This is a genomic window from Natronorubrum marinum (genome assembly GCF_052040125.1).
Classification (GTDB): Archaea; Halobacteriota; Halobacteria; order Halobacteriales; family Natrialbaceae; genus Natronorubrum.
In genome coordinates, this window is record NZ_JBPPFV010000002.1 from 682,526 (window position 1) to 703,627 (window position 21,102).

Annotated in this window: 24 protein-coding genes; 7 read left to right on the top strand and 17 right to left on the bottom strand. The window is 66.1% G+C overall.

From position 1 onward, the window contains the following. Positions 1-25: 25 nt before the first annotated feature. From ACSFC5_RS13030 to ACSFC5_RS13070, 9 genes are all read right to left on the bottom strand, one after another. Positions 26-1,258: an XdhC family protein gene (locus ACSFC5_RS13030; RefSeq protein WP_440765682.1), complete on the bottom strand. Its 1,233-nt coding sequence runs from the start codon at positions 1,256-1,258 to the stop codon at positions 26-28. Beyond that, positions 1,255-2,313, bottom strand: coding sequence for a Rossmann-like domain-containing protein (locus ACSFC5_RS13035; RefSeq protein WP_440765683.1), 1,059 nt, complete (start codon positions 2,311-2,313; stop codon positions 1,255-1,257). The genes ACSFC5_RS13030 and ACSFC5_RS13035 overlap by 4 nt, the downstream gene beginning before the upstream one ends. Further along, a complete protein-coding gene (locus ACSFC5_RS13040) occupies positions 2,310-3,758 on the bottom strand; it encodes a VWA domain-containing protein (RefSeq protein WP_440765684.1) in 1,449 nt (482 codons plus the stop codon). Before ACSFC5_RS13040 ends, ACSFC5_RS13035 begins: the two co-directional genes overlap by 4 nt. Next, positions 3,755-4,822, bottom strand: coding sequence for an AAA family ATPase (locus ACSFC5_RS13045; protein WP_440765685.1), 1,068 nt, complete (start codon positions 4,820-4,822; stop codon positions 3,755-3,757). The genes ACSFC5_RS13040 and ACSFC5_RS13045 overlap by 4 nt, the downstream gene beginning before the upstream one ends. After that, positions 4,819-6,021 (bottom strand): XdhC family protein, encoded by a 1,203-nt coding sequence (locus ACSFC5_RS13050; RefSeq protein ID WP_440765686.1) that lies wholly within the window; start codon positions 6,019-6,021, stop codon positions 4,819-4,821. The genes ACSFC5_RS13045 and ACSFC5_RS13050 overlap by 4 nt, the downstream gene beginning before the upstream one ends. 136 nt (positions 6,022-6,157) lie before the next feature. Then, positions 6,158-8,641 (bottom strand): aerobic carbon-monoxide dehydrogenase large subunit, encoded by a 2,484-nt coding sequence (locus tag ACSFC5_RS13055; protein ID WP_440765687.1) that lies wholly within the window; start codon positions 8,639-8,641, stop codon positions 6,158-6,160. Beyond that, complete coding sequence (locus tag ACSFC5_RS13060) at positions 8,638-9,303, bottom strand: (2Fe-2S)-binding protein (protein ID WP_440765688.1); 666 nt, start codon at positions 9,301-9,303, stop codon at positions 8,638-8,640. Before ACSFC5_RS13060 ends, ACSFC5_RS13055 begins: the two co-directional genes overlap by 4 nt. Then, complete coding sequence (locus tag ACSFC5_RS13065; RefSeq protein WP_440765689.1) at positions 9,300-10,187, bottom strand: FAD binding domain-containing protein; 888 nt, start codon at positions 10,185-10,187, stop codon at positions 9,300-9,302. The genes ACSFC5_RS13060 and ACSFC5_RS13065 overlap by 4 nt, the downstream gene beginning before the upstream one ends. Further along, positions 10,184-10,780, bottom strand: a complete 597-nt coding sequence (locus ACSFC5_RS13070; RefSeq protein ID WP_440765690.1) for an SRPBCC family protein — start codon at positions 10,778-10,780, stop codon at positions 10,184-10,186. The genes ACSFC5_RS13065 and ACSFC5_RS13070 overlap by 4 nt, the downstream gene beginning before the upstream one ends. 164 nt (positions 10,781-10,944) lie before the next feature. Between ACSFC5_RS13070 and ACSFC5_RS13075 the strand changes: the two genes are divergently transcribed. Both ACSFC5_RS13075 and ACSFC5_RS13080 read left to right on the top strand, forming a co-directional pair. Continuing rightward, the gene (locus tag ACSFC5_RS13075) at positions 10,945-12,174 is read left to right on the top strand and encodes a molybdopterin molybdotransferase MoeA (protein ID WP_440765691.1); all 1,230 of its coding nucleotides are present in this window, start codon (positions 10,945-10,947) and stop codon (positions 12,172-12,174) included. Positions 12,175-12,187: 13 nt separating this feature from the next. Beyond that, positions 12,188-12,910 (top strand): nucleotidyltransferase family protein, encoded by a 723-nt coding sequence (locus ACSFC5_RS13080; RefSeq protein ID WP_440765692.1) that lies wholly within the window; start codon positions 12,188-12,190, stop codon positions 12,908-12,910. 60 nt (positions 12,911-12,970) lie between these two features. On the opposite strand, the gene ACSFC5_RS13085 is transcribed toward ACSFC5_RS13080, so the two are convergent. The 3 genes from ACSFC5_RS13085 to ACSFC5_RS13095 all read right to left on the bottom strand — a co-directional run bounded on the left by ACSFC5_RS13085 (position 12,971) and on the right by ACSFC5_RS13095 (position 14,853). Then, a complete protein-coding gene (locus ACSFC5_RS13085) occupies positions 12,971-13,123 on the bottom strand; it encodes an AbrB/MazE/SpoVT family DNA-binding domain-containing protein (protein WP_440765693.1) in 153 nt (50 codons plus the stop codon). Between the two features lie 61 nt (positions 13,124-13,184). Then, entirely contained in the window at positions 13,185-13,478 is a 294-nt protein-coding gene (locus ACSFC5_RS13090; RefSeq protein ID WP_090304413.1) for a hypothetical protein, read from the bottom strand. 328 nt (positions 13,479-13,806) lie between these two features. After that, entirely contained in the window at positions 13,807-14,853 is a 1,047-nt protein-coding gene (locus ACSFC5_RS13095) for a phytoene/squalene synthase family protein (RefSeq protein ID WP_440765694.1), read from the bottom strand. Between the two features lie 314 nt (positions 14,854-15,167). Here ACSFC5_RS13095 and ACSFC5_RS13100 point away from each other — a divergent pair, with 314 nt between their 5' ends. Further along, positions 15,168-15,812, top strand: a complete 645-nt coding sequence (locus tag ACSFC5_RS13100) for an SDR family oxidoreductase (protein WP_440765695.1) — start codon at positions 15,168-15,170, stop codon at positions 15,810-15,812. 118 nt (positions 15,813-15,930) lie between these two features. Beyond that, complete coding sequence (locus ACSFC5_RS13105) at positions 15,931-17,079, top strand: acyl-CoA dehydrogenase (RefSeq protein WP_440765696.1); 1,149 nt, start codon at positions 15,931-15,933, stop codon at positions 17,077-17,079. 31 nt (positions 17,080-17,110) lie between these two features. On the opposite strand, the gene ACSFC5_RS13110 is transcribed toward ACSFC5_RS13105, so the two are convergent. The 3 genes from ACSFC5_RS13110 to ACSFC5_RS13120 all read right to left on the bottom strand — a co-directional run bounded on the left by ACSFC5_RS13110 (position 17,111) and on the right by ACSFC5_RS13120 (position 17,944). Then, positions 17,111-17,332, bottom strand: coding sequence for a hypothetical protein (locus ACSFC5_RS13110; protein WP_440765697.1), 222 nt, complete (start codon positions 17,330-17,332; stop codon positions 17,111-17,113). A 65-nt stretch (positions 17,333-17,397) separates the two neighbouring features. Beyond that, positions 17,398-17,697 carry a PadR family transcriptional regulator gene (locus tag ACSFC5_RS13115; RefSeq protein ID WP_440765698.1) on the bottom strand — a complete coding sequence of 100 codons (300 nt, stop codon included), beginning with the start codon at positions 17,695-17,697 and terminating at the stop codon, positions 17,398-17,400. A gap of 67 nt (positions 17,698-17,764) precedes the next feature. After that, positions 17,765-17,944, bottom strand: coding sequence for a hypothetical protein (locus tag ACSFC5_RS13120; RefSeq protein ID WP_440765699.1), 180 nt, complete (start codon positions 17,942-17,944; stop codon positions 17,765-17,767). 217 nt (positions 17,945-18,161) lie between these two features. Between ACSFC5_RS13120 and ACSFC5_RS13125 the strand changes: the two genes are divergently transcribed. Both ACSFC5_RS13125 and ACSFC5_RS13130 read left to right on the top strand, forming a co-directional pair. Continuing rightward, the gene (locus ACSFC5_RS13125) at positions 18,162-19,070 is read left to right on the top strand and encodes a hypothetical protein (RefSeq protein ID WP_440765700.1); all 909 of its coding nucleotides are present in this window, start codon (positions 18,162-18,164) and stop codon (positions 19,068-19,070) included. A 2-nt stretch (positions 19,071-19,072) separates the two neighbouring features. Further along, entirely contained in the window at positions 19,073-19,258 is a 186-nt protein-coding gene (locus ACSFC5_RS13130) for a hypothetical protein (RefSeq protein WP_440765701.1), read from the top strand. A gap of 101 nt (positions 19,259-19,359) precedes the next feature. Here the strand turns inward: ACSFC5_RS13130 and ACSFC5_RS13135 are convergent, their stop codons facing one another. Continuing rightward, positions 19,360-20,271, bottom strand: a complete 912-nt coding sequence (locus ACSFC5_RS13135; protein WP_440765702.1) for a DUF3267 domain-containing protein — start codon at positions 20,269-20,271, stop codon at positions 19,360-19,362. A 135-nt stretch (positions 20,272-20,406) separates the two neighbouring features. Between ACSFC5_RS13135 and ACSFC5_RS13140 the strand changes: the two genes are divergently transcribed. Further along, entirely contained in the window at positions 20,407-20,706 is a 300-nt protein-coding gene (locus ACSFC5_RS13140; RefSeq protein ID WP_440765703.1) for a DUF7111 family protein, read from the top strand. Positions 20,707-20,736: 30 nt separating this feature from the next. Here the strand turns inward: ACSFC5_RS13140 and ACSFC5_RS13145 are convergent, their stop codons facing one another. Next, complete coding sequence (locus tag ACSFC5_RS13145; protein ID WP_440765704.1) at positions 20,737-21,090, bottom strand: DUF7410 domain-containing protein; 354 nt, start codon at positions 21,088-21,090, stop codon at positions 20,737-20,739. Positions 21,091-21,102: the final 12 nt, after the last annotated feature.

Below are 21,102 nucleotides of genomic sequence, written 5' to 3' on the forward strand. Positions count from 1 at the left end.
ATCCGCGAACGCCCGATAGCGCCCACTACGTCGACGGGGTATCCGCTTCCGAATCAACGCTCACTCGGTCGTGGATGTGGCCCTCGCGAGCGTTCAGATGCTGCGGCGTTCGATCGTTCGATACTGCCAGCACCTCCGCGACGATGCTGTGTGCGATCTGGTAGGGCGAACCGCCGCCGAGATCGAGGCCGATCGGCGTGTACAGCGACGACAGCGCCGCCTCGTCGAACGTCGTCCCCTCGCTCTCGAAGGCCTCGGTCATCTCCTCGAACCGCTCGTGTGGCCCCATCAGCCCCACGTACGGGACGGCCGAGTCGAGCAGTCGTTCGATCGTCAACCGATCGTCGACGAAGTTGTGCGTCATGACGACCGCGTAGGTGCGGCCGTCGAGGTCGATCGCGTCGTCGATCGACGCCGGCGACGTCGTCACCGTCTCGTCGGCGTCGGGGAACCGCTCCTCGAGATCGACGCTCCCGCGAAAGCTGACCACCGTGACGCGAAAGTCGTTCTTCGCGGCCAACTCCGTCACCGGCCCGACGTCGTGACCGGAGCCGAAGACGACCAGCTCCGTCGGGGCCGCGAGCCCGTCGATAAACACCCTGAGTCGCTCCTCCCCAACCTCGAGTTCGACGGTATCGGCCCGGCCGCGCTCGGCGAGATCGGCCGCGGAACCCGCGAGGTCGTCGGGCCACGCCCCCGCTGACTCGCCGTCCGGCGTCGCGAAGACTCCCTCCGCGGGATGGTAGTACGCCCGATCGCCGCGAGCGAGAGGCGCGTCTCTGCCATCGATTTCGTCTCGTCCAGCCCCCTCGTCCCCTTCGCTCCCCTCATTCGCCTCGTTCCCGCCCTCGAGCACGGTGAGAACGGCCACGCTTCGGCCATCGTCGAAGGCTTCGACGGCCGGGCGATAGGCCTCGGTCAGCGGCTCGAGCAGGACGTCGATGATCCCGTTACAGCCGACGCCGAGCCCCCAGACGTCCTCGTCGTCCTCCATCAGGTCGTACGTCACCAGCTCCGGCCGGCCGCGTTCGCGAACCGATTCGGCCGCGACGAGGAGTTCGTCCTCGAGGCAGCCGGCCGTAATGCTGCCGACGCCCTCGCCCGCCTCGTCGAGGAGCATCTTCGCGCCCGGCCGGCGGTAGGCGTTGCCCTCGACGTCGACGATCGTCGCGAGGACGTCCGTTCCGTCCCCGTCGAGTCGTTCGTGAATGCGCTGTACCACCTCGGTCTCCGGAACGCTCCAGTTGCTTCGTGTCATTGGTTCGAGTCGCTCCCGTCGATTGTGTCGCTCCGCCGCTCGCCTCCGTCGATTGTGTCGCTCCGCCGCTCGCCTCCGTCGATTGTGTCGTTCGCTCCCTCACTTCGGTTCACGCGTTCGTCGGTCGTCGCCGGTCCTCGTAACCCCCGGTCCGGGTCGGCGACGCCGTCGGCCATCGTATACACCTTCCGTACGCCGGCGTCGTGCAAGTCAGTTCCGCACGCCCCACTTTTGACGGCCTCGCGAACCCGGTCCGGCGCCGCAACCTCGGCTCCCGCCACGACATCGACGCCGGCCTCGAACATCGGTTCCGGAAGCCCGGACGCAGTCGCGCCGATCAGGACGACCGTCGCGTCCGCGGGCGAGACCTCGAGATAGCGCTCGAGACCGCCGTAGACGAACACGGAGCCGGTGATGAATACGACATCCGCGTCGGCCATCGCCGTAGTCGCGTCCACCGGTCGGAACGTCGTGACGCGCACGTCGTCTGGCGCTGAGACGGGGCCGACATCTCCGCGTTCGATCACCCGAACGTCGACGTCCGAGAACTTCCGAAACGCGGGTCTGAAAACGCCGACCGTCGCGATCACGTCCACGCTCGGATCCAGCAGCGCCATCGGATCACCGGTCTGCCACTCGATACACGGGGCCGACAGCGCGTTAATCGCGGCGACGCCCAGGGCGGTCCGAAGCGCGGTGTCGCCGTCCGCCGTCGCGTCGCTTTGGGCCGATTCACCCGCTCCGGTGCCGTCGCCGTCGCGATCCGAGACGGTCGCCGGATCGGCGGTCTCCAGCGTCGCCCACCGGAGGAGCGTCTCGATCTCCACCCCGTCGGTCGATATCGACTCCCCCGGCGGTCGGTGAGCGAGCCCGGCCGTCCGCGTTCCCTCGTCGGACTCCGCGGATTCGGAGTCGGATCGGGGCGCTGTGCGGACGCCGGCCAGTTCGACCAGCACCGCCGCGTCGCCGATCGTCACGCGTTCCACCGTAACACCATCCACGATCCCGCGGCTACGGAGCCGGTCGACGATGGCCGGTCGGATGGGGTCGATCATCCGCGATCACCCTCGCCGTCAGAGCGCCTGCGCCGAGGATCGTACTCGAACCCGATCGGGCCGTCGATCCCGTAGCGCTCGAGTTGTCGCGCCGCCTCGTCGAGATCGGTCGGCGTCGCGAAGCCGAACAGCCCGTCGACGTAGGGAAGCGCCGTCGCCATCCCCCGCGAGCGCGGCTCGTACGCCGGCGACACCGCGAGCGGGTTGAGCCAGACGATGGCGTCGGCCCGGCCCGCGAGCCAGGTGACGCTCTCCTCGAGGTGTTGCTGGTCGCCGACGTCGAGCCCGTCGCTGATGACGACGACGACCGTTCGTCGATCCACCGCGTAGGGATGGCGCCGCCGGATCGCGTCGAACGCGTCGCCGATCCGCGTCCCGCCGCCCCACTCGATTTCGGCGTCGCGAAGGGCTCCGGCAGGATCGCCGTCGGCTCGTGCGAACTGCTCGGTCGCCTCGACGAGGTCCGTATCGAACAGGAAGACGGACGATCGGCGCGCGGCGGCCTGCAGTCGGTCCGCGACGGCGAGGAGGGTGTCACGATCGATCGTGTCGAGGACGGAGCCGCTGACGTCAATCAGCAGGCAACAGTGAAGTTCGCTCGGCACTCGTTCGCGGGTTGGAAGGTCCATCGCGGTTCCCCCCGTCCCCAGACTGGCGCGAAGTGCACGCCGGGCGTCGATCCGGTCGCCGGTGGCCGCGAGGCGCGTTCGGCGGCCAGGAATCGTCGACAGGGCGTCGAGGAACCGATCCACCGCGGCGGTCTCGTCGGCGGTCAACGGAGCCGGCGTCGCTTCGACGGGTTCGCGCCGCCCGACGGCGCTGTACAGCCGCGCGTCGTCGCCGTCGTCGCCGTCGTCGCCGTCGGACTCCGGGCGCTCGCCCGTCGCGTGCCTGCGCCCGGTCGCGAGACGAACGTCGACGCTCTCGGGGCCGTCGTCAGATTCCGGCGTTGGCGGTTCTACCCCCGACGGCAGGTCCGCTCCCTCCAGCGATGCCGCCTGTCGATCCGGATCGTCGGTATCGTCGCCGCCATCCCGAGCGGGCGAGTCGTCGTGTGTCGAAATCCGGTCGATCCCGGTCCGTAAGCGGTGCCAGAACGTCGAAAACTCGGCGTCGAACGCCTCGCCGTCGTCCGCTTCGGTGAGCAGGGTCGCCCGAAGCGCGTCGGCGGCCGGATCGCGGTCGGCGAACCCGACGACGGCGAGGGCCCGTGCACCCTCGAGTGCCCCACTCGCCGGGACGCTTGCCCCCTCGCGGCGGAGCCGACCGACGAAGCGAACGAGTTCCGTCAGCACGTGTTTTCGCGCCGCTTCGAAGTCCGGCGCGGTGTGCCGGCTCGGTGTGCGGTCGAGACCGTCGCCGTCGGTCTCGATTTCGGACTCGGAATCAGTCTCGAGCCCTTCGAACTCCGCCTCGGTCTCGGACGGGTCGCGACGCGGCGTCATGGGTCGGGCGCGTCGGTTCGCTCGCGGGCCGCGGCCGCGGCGTCGCGAAGCCGTTTTAAAAGCGACGCGTCGACCCGTTCGACGTCCTCGACTTCCTTGAGCAAGCAACCGATCGTGCGTTCGATCTCGTCAGCCGAGAGCGATCCGCTCGAACCGTCGGCTCGCAGCGCGGCGACCGCTCGAGCCCAGTCGAGCGTCTCCGCGACGCCGGGCCGTTTGAGGAACGACTCCTCCCGGAGCCGCTCGACGACGGCGCAGACTTCGGCGGCGATGGCGGCGTCGAGTTCCGGCACCTTGCGGGAGACGATTTCGTACTCCGTCTCGAACGACGGCGGCTCGACGTGCAAGTAGAGACACCGTCGCTTGAGCGCGTCGCTCAGCCCGCGGGTTCGGTTCGAGGTGAGGACGACGATCGGCGGATTCTCCGCGCTAACCGTTCCCAACTCCGGAATCGACACCTGGTAATCGGAGAGGAGCTCGAGCAGGAAGGCCTCGAACGCCTCGTCAGCGCGGTCGATTTCGTCGATCAGCAGGACCGGCGACCGATCCTCCCCCGCGGTGAGCGCGCGCAGGAGGGGACGCTCGAGGAGGAACTCGTCGTCGAACACGGAGCGCGGTCGCTCGGCGTCCGAGCCGGAGCCGTCCGTCGTGTCCGGCGCGTTCTGAAGGTTCAGCGCATCCGGCGCGTTGGAAGCATCCAGAGCGTCCGAATCGGTCGCTCCGCCCTCGGCCGCCCCCGTCGCGCCGACGCGTCCCTCGTTCGACTGCACCGCGAGCAGCTGTTTCGTGTAGTTCCACTCGTAGAGCGCGTTTTCGGCGGTCAGGCCCTCGTAACACTGGAGCCGAATCAGCTCGGTTTCGAACCCCTCGGCGAGGACCTTCCCCAGTTCGGTTTTCCCGCTGCCGGGCGGTCCCTCGACGAGGAGCGGCCGCCCGAGTTGCAACGCGAGGTAGACCGTCGTGACGAGGCGGTCGTCGGCGACGTAGTTCAGTTCCTCGAACCGCTCGCGAATCGTCGACTCCGAGACCGTCTCGAACGCGACGGTCGGCGTCTCGTCTGTCATGGCGTCAGTTCCTCGTCTTCGACCGCCTCGAGATAGTCGCCGGGATCGGTCCGGAAGCTGTCGGCGCAGCCGTGACAGCAGAAGTGGTACGTCGCCCCCTCGTGCGTGACGCTCGGCGCGTCGTCGGGATCGACGGTCATGCCGCAGACGGGATCGACTGCCGACTCGTCCGTCACGTCGTTCGGCTCGTTCACGCTGTTCGAGTCGGTCGCATCGCTCGTCGCCGTTTCGGTCTCGTTGTCACCACCTTCGCAGCAAGCGCCACCCCCTACATCGCCGGCGTCGGTCGCCGGTGACGCGTCCTCGAGACTCCCCTTCCGACGAGACGACCCCGTCACCGCCCCCGTGTCGGCCCGCACGTCGATCAGTTCGGCGAGCACGCTCGCCGCGATTTCCGGCCCCGTTTTAGCCGAGATATCGATTCCCGCAGGGTTCGTAATCGCGTCTCGGACTGATTTGGGCTCCTGCTCGAGGAGTCCTGCGGCCCGATCGACGACCGTCTCGGCGCGCGCGTCGCTCGCCACGAGGCCAATGTACGGCGCGTCCGCGAGGACGCCGGCAGCGACGGCGCGAGCGTCGTACTCGCCCATCGAGGCCGCGACGACGAGCGGGCCGGGACCGACGGCTTCGGCGATCGACTCGGGCTCGAGCGTCGAGAGCACCGTAACGTCGTCCGGAACGGTTCCGCCGACCCCATCGGGGTCGACGACCGTCACGTCGATTGCGAGTTCGCTCGCCAATCTGACGAGCGAGTTCGCGACGGGCGAGCCGCCTACCACGAGAAGTTTCGTCGTCGGAACCACCGGTTCGATGAACACCTCGAGGGTCCCCTCGCTCTGACACGTCATCGGAAACGCCTCGAGTCCGGGGCGATCGATCTCCGCGGGATCCGGGGCGAGACCGATCAGCCGTGGCTCTCCCTCGTCGATGGCCGCGCGGGCCTCGCTTTCGACCCGCGACTGGGCGCAGGCCGCGCCGCCGACCCAACCGACGAGGTCGTCGTCGGTCGTGACGAGCGCGCGGTCACCGACGTTAGCCGACACCGGCGCTTCGCGGCGGACAACGGTTGCTCGGGCGTAAGGCGTCCCGCGCTCGGCGAGCGCTCGCTCGCGCGCTGCGAGTTCGCCGTCGCCCACGGCGTCGGCTCGGTCGGTAATCGACTCGTCGTTCGTGGTCGCTGGTGGTGTGTTTTCGGTCATTTCGTGCTGTCGACGCCTCGTTTGCCGGCGTCACGAGGGATGGATGCCGGCGACCGTCGTCGTGGGACCGCTCGAATCCATCCGTGACTGTGACGAGCGATCGAGTGCCGGGACGTGAGTCCGCTCATCGTGGCTGTCAGTCGTCCGCCGCCTCGTCGCTCGACTGGACGTCGAACTCGAGGGCGACGTTGTCGGCCGGATCCGTCGCGAGTCCGGCCTCGTCGAGTTTCTCCCAGACGACGTCGGGCGTCATCGGCATCTCGACGTGGCTGATCCCGCCGTGGGCCATCGCGTCGACGACTGCGTTGACGATGGCCGGCGGCGAGCCGACCGTCGGCGACTCGCCGACGCCCTTCGCCCCGATCGGGTGGTGGGGCGACGGCGTGACAGTGTGGCCGGTCTCGAACTCCGGAATCTCCATCGAGGTGGGGAGCAGGTAGTTCATGAAGTCGCCGCCGGTGACGTTGCCGTTGTCGTCGAAGGTGACGTGTTCCATCATCGCCGTCCCGATCCCCTGGGCGAGACCGCCGTGGATCTGGCCCTCGATGATCATCGGGTTGATCCGGTTGCCGCAGTCGTCGACGGCGACGAACTTCTCGAACTCGACCTCGCCCGTCTCGCGATCGATCTCGACGATCACGATGTAGGAGCCGAACGGATACGTCATCTCCGGCGGATCGTAGTAGTTGACCGCCTCGAGCCCCGGATCCTCCCCCGCGGGCTTGTTCATGTACGCGCCGGCGGCGATCTCGGTGATCGAGATCGAGCGATCCGGCGCGCCGGCGACGTGGAACTCGCCGCTCTCGCGGTCCCACGTGATGTCCGCCTCGGCGGCCTCGAGTTCGTTCGCCGCGATGGCTTTCGCCTTCTCCCGAACCTTGCGGGAGGCGACGGCCGCGGCCGCGCCCGCGACGGGCGTGCTCCGCGAGCCGTAGGTTCCCAGGCCGTAGGGGTCGGTGTCCGTGTCCCCGTGTTCGACGGTGATGTCGTCGACGTTCATGCCGAGTTCCTCGGCGACGATCTGGGCGAACGTGGTCTCGTGACCCTGGCCCTGCGTCTGGACGCCGACTCGGACCGTCGCGTTGCCGGTCGGGTGGACCCGAATCTCGGCGGAGTCGAACATCTCGACGCCCGCGATGTCGCAGGTCTTTCCGGGACCCGCGCCGACGACCTCCGTAAAGGAGGAGATGCCGATGCCGAGCAGTTTGTCGGCGTCCTCTTCGATTCGGCGCTGTTGTTCCTCGCGGTAGTCGTCGTAGTCGGCCATCTCGAGCGCCTTGTCGAGGGCCTTCTCGTAGTCGCCCGAGTCGTAGTTCCACCCCGTCGGACTCTCGTAGGGGAACTGGTCGGGCTGGATGAAGTTCTTCCGCCGGATCTCGGCGGGGTCCATCTCGAGTTCGTCGGCCAGTACCTTCACCATCCGCTCGATGAGGTAGACGGCCTCCGTCACGCGGAACGAACACCGGTAGGCGACCCCGCCCGGCGCGGTGTTGGTGTAGGCCGCCGTCAGGGTGCCGTAGGCCGTGTCGACGTCGTAGGATCCGGTGAAGATGTTGAAGAACCCGGCGGGGAACTTCGACGGCTGGGCCACGGCGTTGTACGCACCGTGGTCCGCGAGCACGTCGGTCCTGACCGCCAGGATCTCGCCGTCTTCGGTCGCGGCGAGTTCGCCCTGCATGTCGTAGTCTCGGGCGAACCCGGTCGACTGGATGTTCTCCGAGCGCTCCTCGACCCACTTCACCGGCTGCTCTAACACGTACGACGCCGCCGCGGCGACGACGTAGCCGGGGTAGATCGGCACCTTGTTACCGAATCCGCCGCCCACGTCGGGGCTGACGATCCGAACCTTGTGTTCGGGGATCCCCGAGACTTGCGAGAACAGGGTTCGGTGGATGTGGGGCGCCTGCGAGGTCATGTGGACCGTCAGCTTGTCCTTGCCGGGATCAAAGTCGCCGACCGCCCCGCAGGTTTCGATCGGCGCGGGATGGAGTCGCTGGTAGAGCATCTGCTCTTTAACGGTGACCGGCGCGTCGTCGAACACCTCGGCGGTCGCCTCCTCGTCGCCCGTCTCCCAGTCCAGACAGTGGTTGTCCTCCTGGCCCTCGATGTCGTCTCTGATCAGCGGCGCGTCGTCCTCGAGCGCCTTCTCCGCGTCGACGACGGGATCGAGCACGTCGTAGTCGACGACGACTTTCTCCGCGCCGTCTTTCGCCGTGTACCGGTCGGTCGCGATGACCGCGGCGACCTCCTGGGACTGGAACTTCACCTTGTCGTTGACCAGGACGTCCTGCGTGTCGTCCATCAACGTCGGCATCGTCGCGAGGTCGTACTCGAGCAAGTCCTCCGCGGTCAGGACGGCGACGACGCCGTCGACGTCCAGTGCGCGGGACTTGTCGATGTCCTCGATCCGTGCGTGGGCGTGCGGGCTACGAACGAGTTCGCAGTGAAGCATCCCCGGTTTCTTGATGTCATCGACGTAGTTGCCGCGACCGGTGATGAAGCGCTGGTCTTCCTTCCGCTTGACCTCCTCGCCCATCCCGCCGCGACCGTGGCCGCAGTGTTTCTCGGGCTGCGGGCCGCCGTCCTCCGCTTCCGCGAACCGTTCGGAGTCGCTGCTCATCGCGAATCACCGCCGGAATCGCCACCGTGTTCGCGGTCCGTCATCGGCCCGCCACAGCAGTTCTCCGCGCCACAGTCGAACTCGCCGTCGGCGACATCGTAGTCGACCGAGGCGGACGCCTCCGTCGATCCGTCTCCGTCGACGGTAACGCCGCCGTCGGCGGCTGCGATCTCCCCTTCCTCGAGTTCCTCGGCGGCATACTCGATCGAGCGGACGATGTTCTGGTAGCCGGTACACCGACAGAGGTTGCCGCTGATCGCCTCCCGAATCTCCGCTTCGCTCGGGTTCGGATTCTCGTCGAGCAGGGCTTTCCCGGACATGAGCATCCCCGGCGTGCAGTAGCCACACTGCAGGCCGTGTTCCTCGCGGAACCCCTCCTGTAGCGGATGTAACTCGCCGCGGGCCTCCGGGAGCTCTTCCATGCCCTCGACGGTCGCGAGTTCGCTCCCCGCGGCCTGCGTCGCGAACATGAGACAGGACTTGATCGGTTCGCCGTCTTTGAGGACGGTACAAGCCCCGCAGTTTCCGGTGTCGCAGCCGATGTGCGTGCCGGTCAGGTCGAGTTCCTCCCTGATCGCGTGGACGAGCAGCTGTCGCGGTTCGACGTCGATCGTGTGTTCGGTTCCGTTGACCGTCAACGTAATCTCTCGTGTGTCTGTCACTGTGATACCCTCCGTTTGATAACCCCGGCGCGTTCGGCGGCGTCGCCGAGCGCGCGCTGGGTGAGGACGTTCACCATTCGTTCCTTGTAGCCGGCGTCGCCGTGTTCGTCCGACTCGGGGTTCGACTGCTCGGCCGCCAGCTCGCCGGCGCGTTTGAACAGGTCGCTATCGGGGCGTTCGCCCTCGAGGTGTGCTTCGGCGTCGGTCGCGCGGACGTTCGTGATGTCGACCGCGGTGAGAGCGATCCCCGCCCGCTCGATCCGGCCGTCCTCGTCGAAGACGAGCCGCGCGGCCGAGCCGACCATCGCGTAGTCGCCGACCTTCCGTTTGAGCTTGTGGTAGGCGCTTCCCTCGCGCGGCTCCGGCGTCGGCACGCGAATCTCGGTGACGAGTTCGTTCTCGTCGAGGGTCGTGTCGTACGGGAGCAGGAAGAAGTCCTTCGCGGGAATGACCCGCTCGCCGTCCGGCCCGTGGGCGACGACCTCGCCCTCGTGAGCGAGCAGGACGCTTCCCCAGTCGCCCTTCGGGTCCGCCTGGGCGACGCCGCCGACGACCGTTCCGCGGTTGCGGATCTGCGGATCAGCGACCAGCGGTGCCGCGTCGGCGAAGCTCCCGTACTTGTCGTCGATCACGTCCGAGTGCTCGACGTCGGCGTGGCGCGCGAGCGCGCCGATTGTGAGCCAGCCGTCTTCCTCCTCGAGGTAGTCGAGGCTCTCGATGCGGTTGATGTCGATGACCGTCTCCGGGACCGCAAGTCGGAACCGGAGCATCGGCACCATGCTCTGACCGCCCGAGAGGATCGCCCGGTCATCCAGACTCTCGAGTAAGCTTACGGCCTCCTCGACGGTCTGGGGCTCGTGCTGTTCGAACTGTGCCGGTTTCATAACATGCCACGGATCCGGTCTGTGATACCCGAATCCGTCTCCTCGTCCACGTCGCTCATCTGCCGTTCGATATCGCTGAAGAAGTTGCCGACGATCTTGTTGGCGACGGGCTCGATCACGCGCGAACCGAGTTGCGCGATCCGGCCCGAGATGTCGGCCTCGGTCCACCACTCGATCCGCGAGCCCTCGCCGTCCTCGAGCGGGTAGATCTGCATTCCCGAGTCCATGCTGAAGCTGCTCCCGCTCGCGGTTCCGCTCCCGGTGGCGGTCATGATGAACTCCTCGTCGTCGCGCTCTTTGATCGTCACGGAGGTCTCGAAGCGCGGCTTGACGCTGCCGACGCCGACCTGCATCAACGCGGCGTACTCCTGTCCCTCGACGAACGCGCGTTCGGCGACGTCCTCCGGATCGGCTTCGGGCAACGTCTCGAGGTCCTCGTCGGGCTCGTAGTCGTCGAAACTGAAGTCGTCATCCATCGGGGTGATGTACTTACAGCCCTTCAGCGAGTTTCTGACTGCGACCGGGTCCGAGAGGACGATCCACGCCTTCTCGGGGGGAACGTCCTCGAGTACGAATTCGCCGTCGAACTCCATCAGGACCACCCGCTCCGCAGTCGTGTCCGTGATTCGATATCGCCCATCATCTTTTATAACCCTGCACTATGTGCATACTATTTACCACAGTATATGGTATACCGTACCACTCCAATAAACGTTAGTGTTAGTTTCGGGTCAGCCCGATCCGACCAGTCGCGACTATGACGAGGGAGATGTCGCACGACGGTGACGACCTGATCGACCTCGACGATGCGGTCGACCGGATGCGAACCCTCCGTTCGACATGGTTGGCCGACCGACCGACCGAGCGCGTGTCGCTCGAGCGATCCGCCGGACGGGTGCTCGCGGAGCCGATCCGCGCGCCGGTAGACGTTCCCGCGCGGAGCCACGCGACGATGGACGGCTTCGCGCTCGACGCGACCGACGAGTACCCGCTCGAGGTGGTCGACCGGTCGGTGTTTCCGGAGGACGATCCGGGAGCGCTCGCCGACGGTGCGGCGGTTCGTATCGCGACCGGGTCGCCGCTTCCACCGTCGGCCAACGCGGTGCTCAAACGGGAAGAAGCGACCGTCGACGACGGCCGGCTTTCGGGACCCGCGCTCGAGCCCGGAACCTACGTCTACGAGCGCGGGAGCAACGTTTCCGAGGGGGAGCAACTGTTCGACGCGGGCGAACGGCTCGGCGCGAAGGACGCCCTGCTGCTCGGCGACCTCGAAATCGACGACGTGACCGTTTTCGAGCCGCTCTCCGTCGGACTGCTCGCGACCGGGACGGAGATCCACGAGGGCCGCCACCGCGACCTCGACTCGCCGATGCTAGCCGGACTCGTTCGCTCGTGGGGCCACGAGGCGACTTACGAGGGATCGGTTCCCGACGAGAACGATCGGGTCGCGTCGCGGATCGACGAACTGGCCAGCGAGCACGACGTCGTGCTCACGACCGGCGGCACCAGCGTCGGGAAGAAGGACTACGTCGTCCGCTCGCTCAACGCCCTCGGCGACGTGCTCTTTCACCGCGTTCGGCTCCGCCCGGGGAAACCGATCGCCGTCGCGCGCCTCCCCGACCACGACGCGGTGGCGATCGCCATCCCGGGGAAACCCGTCGGCGCGCACCTGGTAACGTCGCTCGTCGCCCGACCCTTTTTCACCGGCGACGACGCGCTGCCGACGGTGTCCGCGCGGCTGGCTCGAGCCGTCGACATCGCGACGCCCGGGTTCACGTACGCCATTCCGGTCACGCTCGAGGATGGCGTCGCGATGCCGCTCGGCCACGTCGACTCGGCGCTCCCGATCTACGACGAGACGTTCGACCCGAGCGTGCTCTCCTCGAGTACGCGCGCGAGTCGGGCCGACGGGATCGTCCTGACGGAAGACGCGATTCGGGCCGACGAACGGGTCGCGGTCGTTCCCCACACCGTTCTCGAGCGATGATTGAGGTGAAGCGATGACGGAAATGACCGAGAACGCACCCGACGCGGAGCAGGAGTCACCGCCGTCAGAGAATCTTCCGGTGGTCGACGTGGATCAGCGCTCGGAGGGATCGAGTCAGAAACCCGACCGCGACGACTCCGACGGCCGTTCCCGCGACCAACCGGCGGTCGCCGGAGTGCTCCTCGCCGCCGGAACGAGCAGTCGGTTCGGCAGCGAGAACAAACTTCTGGCGACGGTCGAGGGCGAGACGATCGTTCGTCGCGCCGCGCGAACGCTCCTCGAGAGCGACGTCGACTCGGTCGTCGCGGTGCTCGGCCACGAGGCCGACCGGGTTCGGGCCGCACTCGAGGGACTCCCGATCGAAACCGTCGTCAACGAAGTGTACGACACCGGTCAGGCCTCGTCGCTGCGGACGAGCATTCGAGCAATCCGAGACCGCGAGGAAAAGTGTGAGGCGGCGGTCGTCGCGCTCGGCGACATGCCGTTCGTGGAACCGGAGACCGTGAACGCACTGCTGACGGCGTACACCCAAAACGCCGGCGACGCGATCGCACCGGCGTTTGATGGCGTCCGCGGCAATCCGGTGCTGTTCGATGAGCGCTTTTTCGACGCGCTCGGCGACGTCGACGGCGATATCGGCGGACGCGAGCTCCTGCTCGAGAGCGACTCGAGCGTGCTCGTCACCGTCGACGATCCGGGCGTGCGCCGCGACGTAGACCGTCCTCACGATCTGTAGACCCGACCGCGTCGCACGATGCCGATGTTCCTGTTCGTCACCCTCGATCGATCTGTGAAACTACTCGGACTCGAGTTTCCTGACGACGATTTTGCCGTCCTCGACGTGCCACTCGACTCGATCGCCGGCGCCCACGTCCAGAAAGTTGCGAACCGGTTTCGGCACCGTCGTCAGGTTCTTCTCGGAGATTTTCGTATCAGTCAGGTTTCCCATCGGCGTATGGTAGTGCCGTAGTCGATACATAGCTTACGCTATACTGATAGACGGGATCCGATTAGCCGCTCGAGCGCCACCGGTGTGCGCCGCCGTCGGAGGCCTTCGAGAAGTCGAGGTCGTACCGGTCGGATTCGATGAGGACTTTTCCGGGCACGTACCGGTCTTCGGCCCCGTCGACCGGCTCGAGGAGGTTTCTGTCCGCCATCGTCGAGAGCACGTCCCGAACCGTTCCTTCGCGGCCGGGGATCAAATTCGCCTCTTCCATCACGCCGTCGACGTCGACCTGCCCCCGGAGGAACGCCAGCCGAATCGCCGACACCCACGCCGGTTCACGCTTCGTTTCCCGACACATGAAGGGATAGTTGTGAGGGATGCTGTTATAGTTTCTGACGGGACTGTGCAAGCGATTGGTCGGTGGCGGTCCGAAAGACGGCCGAAGCGACCGCGGTTCGCCGAGACCTGGCGGTCGGCTCGCCGGGGCGAGGACGGTAGGATGATAATTCATATCAATAAAGTGAATTGTAACGCGCATGGTCGCTCGCTACAGCCGGCGAACGCTGCTTGGCGCGGGACTCGGCGGTGGCGGACGGGTCGTACTGCAGACGGGGCGTCCCGAATACGGGTCGAAGAAAAACGAGTCGAAGAGCGGAGCGTTCTCGTCGGGCCAGCGAGAGAACGGGCTACTGGTGAAGCGGTTTCTCGGCCATCTCCTTGCGGAGTTCGGCCAGCGCCGCTCGAGAGACGTTCCCTTCGAACGTCTGGAGGAGCGCGTACACCTCCGCTCGAGAGACCTTGACGTCGCCCTCGCGGACGACGTCCTCCGGGCGCTCGCGGAGTTCGCGCATCGTGCCGACGGCGAGCAGGTAGGGAATCGCCCACGCCGAGAGCCGGTTGCCGTGGGTTTCGGGGACGACTTCGAGGTAGCGGTGGGCGTCGTCGAGGTAGGTTTCGGCTCGTCCGGTGACGCGCTTGATGACGTTGGTGACGCCGCGCTGATTGGACTCGTCGGTCACCGCCTCGAGGTCCACGTTTTCCTCTTCGAGCCACTCGGCGGGGAGGTAGACGTTGTTCTCCTCGTGGTAGTCCGACTCGACGTCTTTGGCGATGTTGACCAGTTGCAGAAGGAGCGCGAACGAACGGGCGTTGTTCCGCATCTCCTCGGCGCGTTCGGGCGACGCCCCACGGGCGACCAGTCCGGTGATGAGCGTGCCGACGGTGCCGGCGGCGTACCAGCAGTACTCCTCGAGTTCCTCGAGCGTCTGTAAGCGGAGTCCGCCCTCGTCGGCGTACCGACTCGTGAACATCGCCATCCCGTCGACGAGTTCGCGGACGGGTTCGCGCATGATCTCGCGGGGTTCCTCGTCGAGCGATTCGAACGTTCGCAGGATACGCGGCGTCTCCGCGACGACCTCCCAGTCGTCGGTTCGCTCGTCCGGAACCCATGGCTCGACCTCGTTCATAAACGCCGAGACGGTTTGGTCGGCGTTCGGATCGAGCAACTCGTCGTACGCCGTCAGCAGGTCGCTCTGGGCTTCCGGAGGAATGTGGCCGGCATCTTCGATCGTATCCGCGACGCGACAGAGGAGGTAGCCGAGACAGATATGCTTCGCCATCGGCTCCTCGAGTCGATCAATAGTGATCGAAAAAGTCCGCGAAACGTCGTGAACCGCGTCGTAACACCACTCCAGGTCGGCGTCAGTCGGCGGTTCGGGCTGGCCCGTGGTCATCTACTCTGTGAGGGTTTGTTCCCACCCCGGAAAAACACCGCGGTCTCGGCGGAATGTTCCGTTCGAGACTCGTAGTACCGATCCTGTGTGCCCGATCGACGTCCGTGCTGGCGATCTGCATCGCCGTCAGTCGAAACCGTCCGCAATTGCGATCGGATACCTGTCCGGTTCGGTGAACGTTCGTCCGACGTCCGAGAGACGATCATCTCCCGTGGGATTCGACGCGACGACCGCGACCGGTCGCGTGTTCGATACGACACCCGCCCGGCGTATTCCGACCCGACGGCTATCCCGACCGCCGTCGAAAGGCGAGCGTGACGCAGACCGTACTCATCGCGGGCGCTCACGGACAGGTCGGACAGCACGTGGCAGCCATTCTCGGCGAGAGCGATCACGAGGGCAGGGCGATGGTCAGGGACGACGGCCAGGTCGCGGAGATGGAGTCGCAGGGAGCCGACGAGACGGTCGTCGCGGATCTGACGGAGACCGTCTCCCACGCGGTCGAGGGCTGCGACTCGATCATCTTCGCCGCCGGTTCCGGCGGAAACGACGTCTACGGCGTCGACCGCGACGGCGCGATCAACCTGATCGAGACCGCCGAAGAGGCGGGCGTCGACCGGTTCGTCATGCTCAGTTCCATGGGAGCCGACGATCCCGAGTCGGGTCCCGACGCGCTCGAGGACTACCTGACGGCGAAAGCGGAGGCCGACGAGTACCTCCGCCAGAGCGGCCTCGAGTACACGATCGTTCGGCCGGGCGAGTTGACGAACGAATCCGGGGTCGGAACGATCGAGGTCGGGGACGACATCGGGCTGGACGCCGGTGATATCCCTCGTGAAGACGTCGCCCGGACGCTCGTAATCGCGCTCGAGCACGACGAACTCGTCGGGGAGACGTTCGAGATCCTCTCGGGCGACGAGCCGATCGAGGAGGCCCTGGAGACGATCGCCGCGAACTGATCGTCGCTCGGCACCAGCCCCCCCAGTTCGGGGGTCCCTCAAGCACTCGGTTCGGCCGGTCAGAGGGTGACCGCGCACAGCAACAATAATAACAACGCATCGCCCCGAAAACCCACGCATGGACTTCGAACTCTCGGCCGAGCAACAGCAGATCCGGGATATGGTTTCGGACTTCGTCGACGAGGAGATCGTCCCCGTCGCCGACGAGATCGATCACGAGGACGAGTACCCCGCCGATCTCGTGGGTGAGATGGCCGAACTGGGGCTGATGGGGATGCCGTTTCCCGAAGAGTACGGCGGCGCCGGGCTGGATTATCACTCCTACGCGATCGGTCTCGAGGAGATTTCGCGGGGGTCAGGTGGTCTCGGAACGATCGTTGCCGCTCACACCTCGCTCGCTGGCAACATGCTCTACGAGTTCGGCGACGAGTCCCAGAAGGAGGAGTACCTGACGCCGGTCGCTGAGGGGACGGATATCGGCGCGTTCGCACTCTCGGAAGCCGGCGCGGGCAGCGACGTGCCGGCGATGGAGACGACCGCCGAAAAGGACGGCGACGAGTACGTGATCAACGGCGGCAAACTCTGGATCTCGAACGGTTCCGTCGCGGATACGGTAACCCTCTTTGCGAAGACCGACCCCGAGGCGGGCAACAAGGGCATCTCCTCGTTCGTCGTCAAACCCGAGGCAGACGACGGCTTCATCGTCGAAGGGACGGAGGACAAACTCGGCGACAAGGGCTGTCCGACGGCCGAACTCCGGTTCGACGACCTTCGCATCCCCGAAGATCGCCTGCTCGGCGAGGAGGGGGAAGGGTTCGTCCACGCCCTCAAAACGCTCAACGGCGGCCGGATCACCATCGCCGCACGCGGCGTCGGCATCGCTCGCGCGGCCTTCGAGGAGGCCCGCGACTACGCGAACGAGCGCGAGCAGTTCGGTCAGCCGATCGGCGAGTTCCAGTCGATCAAACACAAGCTGGCGGACATGGACACGAAGATCCAGGCCGCGAGCATGCTAATGCACAAGGCCGCCGACAAGAAGATTCGCGGCGAGAACTACATCAAGGACGCCTCGCAGGCCAAACTCTACGCCTCCGAGGTGAGCCGCGAGGTCGCCAACGAAGGGATCCAGATCCACGGCGGCTACGGCTACACCAAGGATTTCGCCGCCCAGCGCTTCTATCGCGACGCCAAACTCAACGAGATCTACGAGGGCACGAGCGAAGTGCTCCGGAACACGATCGGGGACCAGTTGCTCGACGAGGCCTGAACGGCCACCATCGTTCGTCGTCCGGCCTCCGCTATTTCCACCACAGGACGTACACCGTGATCGCGATTCCCCCGACGGTGCTCAACACCACGGCCGCGATCAGGCCGAGGACGACGTCGATCTGCAACAGACCGATCACGAGCGCGAGAAACACCAGTTGGAGAACGGCGAGGGCGACCCCGAACCTGAACCAGCCGGTTTCGACTGCTACCACCGATCCCTCGCTCGGATCCCTCGCGTCTGGTGCGGACATTTCTTCGGGGACTGTACGACGCGGGTCGGTATAGTTCTCCGCTCCGAGAGTGAGCAAGACGTGGCCTATTTTTCGTTCCCGTCGCCCTCGAGACACTCCTGAACCCAGTCGTAGTGTTCGCGAACCCGCCGCTCGCCGCCCTCGGTGAGTGCGCACACGTCGTAGATCCCTTCCGTTCGCTTCTCGACGAATCCCGCGTCCACCAGCGCCGACAGCGAGCCGTAGAACGCCTTCGGCTCGAGGTGGTCGTCGTAGTGGGCCTCGAGGCGGGACTTCAGCTGTTGGCTGCGCAGTTCGCCGTCTTCGGCGGCCGCAAGCAGGATGCAGATATCGCGACGACGACCGCTTCGGAGCCACTTGGTCATACTCACACTCGAGCGAGGCGACGCTCAGGCGTTTCGGTTCGGCGTGGCGGTACTATCCGCAGTGTCGTTACTCGACGAGGAGCGCAGTCGTCCCCTCGAGGACGAGGGCCCACAGGAGCCCGCCGGCGCTCGCGAGGGCTACCAGCATCGGCGTCCCGAGCTCGAGGCGGACCGTCCCCGCGCGGTGATCGAGTTCGTGCCGGAAGAGGAACCGCGTTCCGTCTGGATCACCGCCGTAGCGGGCCATACACAGCCCTTGGAGGAGTTCGTGTGGGACAACGATGAGTGCGACGAGGCCGATCGACGCGACGAGCCAGCGCCCGCACTCGAAAAGCGACCGGTGGCTCGTTTCGTTCGCACCGATGCGACGTGTTCCCTACGTACATCGGCCACAATACTCTCTGCTCACCTAGAAATTAAAATTTTATAGAATGTTTTATCATCCTATAAAATAGGTGGGTTGTATGAACAGAAGGCAGGTTCTCCGGACGGCCGGAATTGCGACGACGGGATGCCTCTCGCTCTCATCGACAGGTTCCGGTGCAGTCGAATCGGGACCGTCCGTCGATGTCGAAACGAATCCACTCGAAGGGGCGGCCCGTAGTGCAGTCGTCAGGCGGGCGCGCGAGTCACCCCAGATCGAGTACGTGACCGAACAGCTTGGTGAGCGGCGGTCGGTGGCGGAGGCAGTCGAGTACACCGTCGGTTCGGATACTGGCCTGAAAGTCCAGTTCGGAATGAAGGACAGTCCGAACCCCCTCATCAAGTACTACCGTTCGGACGCGTTGCCGGACACCGGCGTCGATTCACGGGGTGCCGACGATGTCGTCGCCATTGGGACAATGACGCTCGGTGACGGGATCCGGGTCGTCGACGGGGCGCGGTCGACAGTCGTGGACATCATGGAGACTCAGGCCGTTCGGGAGGTTCAGAGCGGACTACGGGACAACGACGCGTTTCGCAGGCGAACGGATCGGATCGAGCGACGGCCGGAGAAGTTCGACCTTCGGACGGACCGGCCACGGCTCGTCCGCGACCCCACACGGGATGACGATCAGTTCGTGTATCTTCTTCCGGTGACCAAAGACGGTGACTTCCACAAGTTTATCCGGGCGACAGGTACCGACCCCGCCACAGCGGACGTCCGGCTGGACCCATCCCCCAGCGGCGGTCACGTGTCGTGTTATCGGGGTATCTGTGCCGACTGGTGTCTGATCATCTGTGGTGCGCTCGGGTCTGCAGGAGCGATCGGCTGTGGCGCTGCCTGCTTGGCGGCCGTCGCAACGGCCCCTATCTCGCCAGGCTGTGGGCTCCTCTGTGGCGCAGTTGTCACCGGCGTCTGTTACCCCACGTGTACGAATAGGGTTCACTGATCGTGCAGTCAGTGATCGAACTCTCGAGTACGGAGGTTGCGACACTTGCGCTCGTGGTCGTGTTCATGACGATGTTCGCCTGGTTCGGGACGGACACCACTGGAACAACGCGGCTGGTCACCACCGTGTTGACGCTGATCGCAAGCGCTCTGGCCGGGTTCACCGTGTTCTGGCTGATTAATCGGTGATCCGTTCGTAGCGTCCACGAGACTGGACTCCCGTTCGGTCGCCACGGTTCGCCGTGGCGATACTGTTCAAAGTATCCTGTGCGGCGGTACTGTTCGAACTATCACGACTCGCCGAGGAGCGCAGTCGTCCCCTCGAGGACGAGGGCCCACAGGAGTCCGCCGGCGCTCGCGAGGGCTACCAGCATCGGCGTCCCGAGCTCGAGGCGGACCGTCCCCGCGCGGTGATCGAGTTCGTGTCGGAAGAGGAACCTCGTTCCGTCGGGATCGCCGATAACGACGGTTCCGGAGCCGACGGCCAGCGAGACGAACACCGTCCCGACGAGGGCGGCCGAAAGCACGGCAACCGTGCCGACGCCGCCGGAGACGACGCGTGACAGGAACTGCATGCCCGACCGCCGGCCGTCCTCGCGAGTCCTCGAGCCGTAGATACCAAAACCCTGCATGTCGCTTCCGGGAAGCCCGCCGATGCGGACGTCGCTGGGATACTGCAGAAGGACGCCGGCCATCCAGAGGTCGCCGATCGAACCGGCGGCGTTAGCGGCCAGTGGCACGATCAACAGCGGCGAGGGGACGACGATCATCGCCGCGAGTCCAGCGACCGTGATACCGACGAACGGTGCCAGTAAGGTGGCGAGCAACTGGTTGCGCGTGTAGCTCACGTCCTCCGTCTCCGCGTAGGCGTAGGGCAAGACGAAGTAGGCGAGGCCGAAGCCGTAGTCGGGATCACCGCCGTAGCGGGCCATACACAGCCCGTGAAGCAGTTCGTGTGGGACAACGACGAGCGCGACAAGGCCGACCGAGGCGACGAGCCAGATGAGCGCATCCGGCGGCGCGAACACCGGGACGACGATCGGCTCGAGGGACGTGCCACGGATCGTCGCCAGCACGTGGCCGAAGAGGTAAGCGAGGCCGAAAAACCCGACGACGGCGACGACGACCCACTGAATCGCGACCGATCGCGTGCGCTGGAACGTCGCGATCAGCCGGGGGGACTGGCGCGGCTCCAGAGTCACGACCGAACCCTCTCGAGGCACCGAAAAATCGGTACCGATTCGCCTCGGCGTCGGCGAGGTTTGGATCGAATCGCGGTACCGGCAACCCGCGTCGAAACCGATAGCTTCCCGGTCTTCGATCCGTGAGTACCGGCTATGACCGACGATCGAACGGCCGAAGCAGGCGGCATCAAGGCCATCTACGACGAGACCGAGACCGAACGCGTCCTCGAGTTCGAGGCGACCGGTGACGGGGCTGCTCGTTCCGGCACGAGCGCCGCGATCGCCCAGAACCGCGAGGGCTACGCCATGCTGAAAGTGCGACCGACGGCCGATGGCGACGAACTCGAGCGCTACTACGGCTTCGACATGGCGCTCGACCACGCCGGGGAGTTGCTGAGCGTCTCCCCGCACGACCTCCCGATTCCGGGCGCGGCCGAAGATATGGGAATGTGAATCGGTTCGGGACAGGAAGGACCGCTCGCGTCACGTGACGATCGCGTACAGGAACAGCATGCAGAAGTAGACGAGCAACAGTGTCCCGAGCGCCTGCAGCCGGAACCGGCGAATGTCCGCCCCTTCGTCGGCGTACGCGCGTTCGAACGCGGCCCGTTCGCGGGTGGAGAGCGTCGAGGGGTGCTCGAGGCCGCGGTGCAGCGTTTCGAACCGTTCGTCGTGGAACGGCTGGCGACAGTACGGACAGCGCGCGGCCGGCTCGCCGCCGTGGACGGCCGTCTCCGGACCAGCATCGCGGCGTGGTGTCTCTGCGTCGTCGCCGTTCGGGTCGCTATCGCTGTCCCCGGGATCGTTCGTCGCGCGAGACGCGTCGAACGGAGACACGGTATCGATTGC

Coding starts and splice junctions, on each gene's coding strand:
- ACSFC5_RS13080 (WP_440765692.1), top strand. CDS start 12,188: ATGACGGAAATGACCGAGAACGCACCCGACGCGGAGCAGGAGTCACCG.
- ACSFC5_RS13030 (WP_440765682.1), bottom strand. CDS start 1,258: ATGACACGAAGCAACTGGAGCGTTCCGGAGACCGAGGTGGTACAGCGC.
- ACSFC5_RS13075 (WP_440765691.1), top strand. CDS start 10,945: ATGACGAGGGAGATGTCGCACGACGGTGACGACCTGATCGACCTCGAC.
- ACSFC5_RS13045 (WP_440765685.1), bottom strand. CDS start 4,822: ATGACAGACGAGACGCCGACCGTCGCGTTCGAGACGGTCTCGGAGTCG.
- ACSFC5_RS13125 (WP_440765700.1), top strand. CDS start 18,162: ATGAACAGAAGGCAGGTTCTCCGGACGGCCGGAATTGCGACGACGGGA.
- ACSFC5_RS13070 (WP_440765690.1), bottom strand. CDS start 10,780: ATGGAGTTCGACGGCGAATTCGTACTCGAGGACGTTCCCCCCGAGAAG.
- ACSFC5_RS13050 (WP_440765686.1), bottom strand. CDS start 6,021: ATGACCGAAAACACACCACCAGCGACCACGAACGACGAGTCGATTACC.
- ACSFC5_RS13090 (WP_090304413.1), bottom strand. CDS start 13,478: ATGTGTCGGGAAACGAAGCGTGAACCGGCGTGGGTGTCGGCGATTCGG.
- ACSFC5_RS13115 (WP_440765698.1), bottom strand. CDS start 17,697: ATGACCAAGTGGCTCCGAAGCGGTCGTCGTCGCGATATCTGCATCCTG.
- ACSFC5_RS13065 (WP_440765689.1), bottom strand. CDS start 10,187: ATGAAACCGGCACAGTTCGAACAGCACGAGCCCCAGACCGTCGAGGAG.
- ACSFC5_RS13105 (WP_440765696.1), top strand. CDS start 15,931: ATGGACTTCGAACTCTCGGCCGAGCAACAGCAGATCCGGGATATGGTT.
- ACSFC5_RS13095 (WP_440765694.1), bottom strand. CDS start 14,853: ATGACCACGGGCCAGCCCGAACCGCCGACTGACGCCGACCTGGAGTGG.
- ACSFC5_RS13035 (WP_440765683.1), bottom strand. CDS start 2,313: ATGATCGACCCCATCCGACCGGCCATCGTCGACCGGCTCCGTAGCCGC.
- ACSFC5_RS13140 (WP_440765703.1), top strand. CDS start 20,407: ATGACCGACGATCGAACGGCCGAAGCAGGCGGCATCAAGGCCATCTAC.
- ACSFC5_RS13040 (WP_440765684.1), bottom strand. CDS start 3,758: ATGACGCCGCGTCGCGACCCGTCCGAGACCGAGGCGGAGTTCGAAGGG.
- ACSFC5_RS13120 (WP_440765699.1), bottom strand. CDS start 17,944: ATGGCCCGCTACGGCGGTGATCCAGACGGAACGCGGTTCCTCTTCCGG.
- ACSFC5_RS13085 (WP_440765693.1), bottom strand. CDS start 13,123: ATGGGAAACCTGACTGATACGAAAATCTCCGAGAAGAACCTGACGACG.
- ACSFC5_RS13110 (WP_440765697.1), bottom strand. CDS start 17,332: ATGTCCGCACCAGACGCGAGGGATCCGAGCGAGGGATCGGTGGTAGCA.
- ACSFC5_RS13055 (WP_440765687.1), bottom strand. CDS start 8,641: ATGAGCAGCGACTCCGAACGGTTCGCGGAAGCGGAGGACGGCGGCCCG.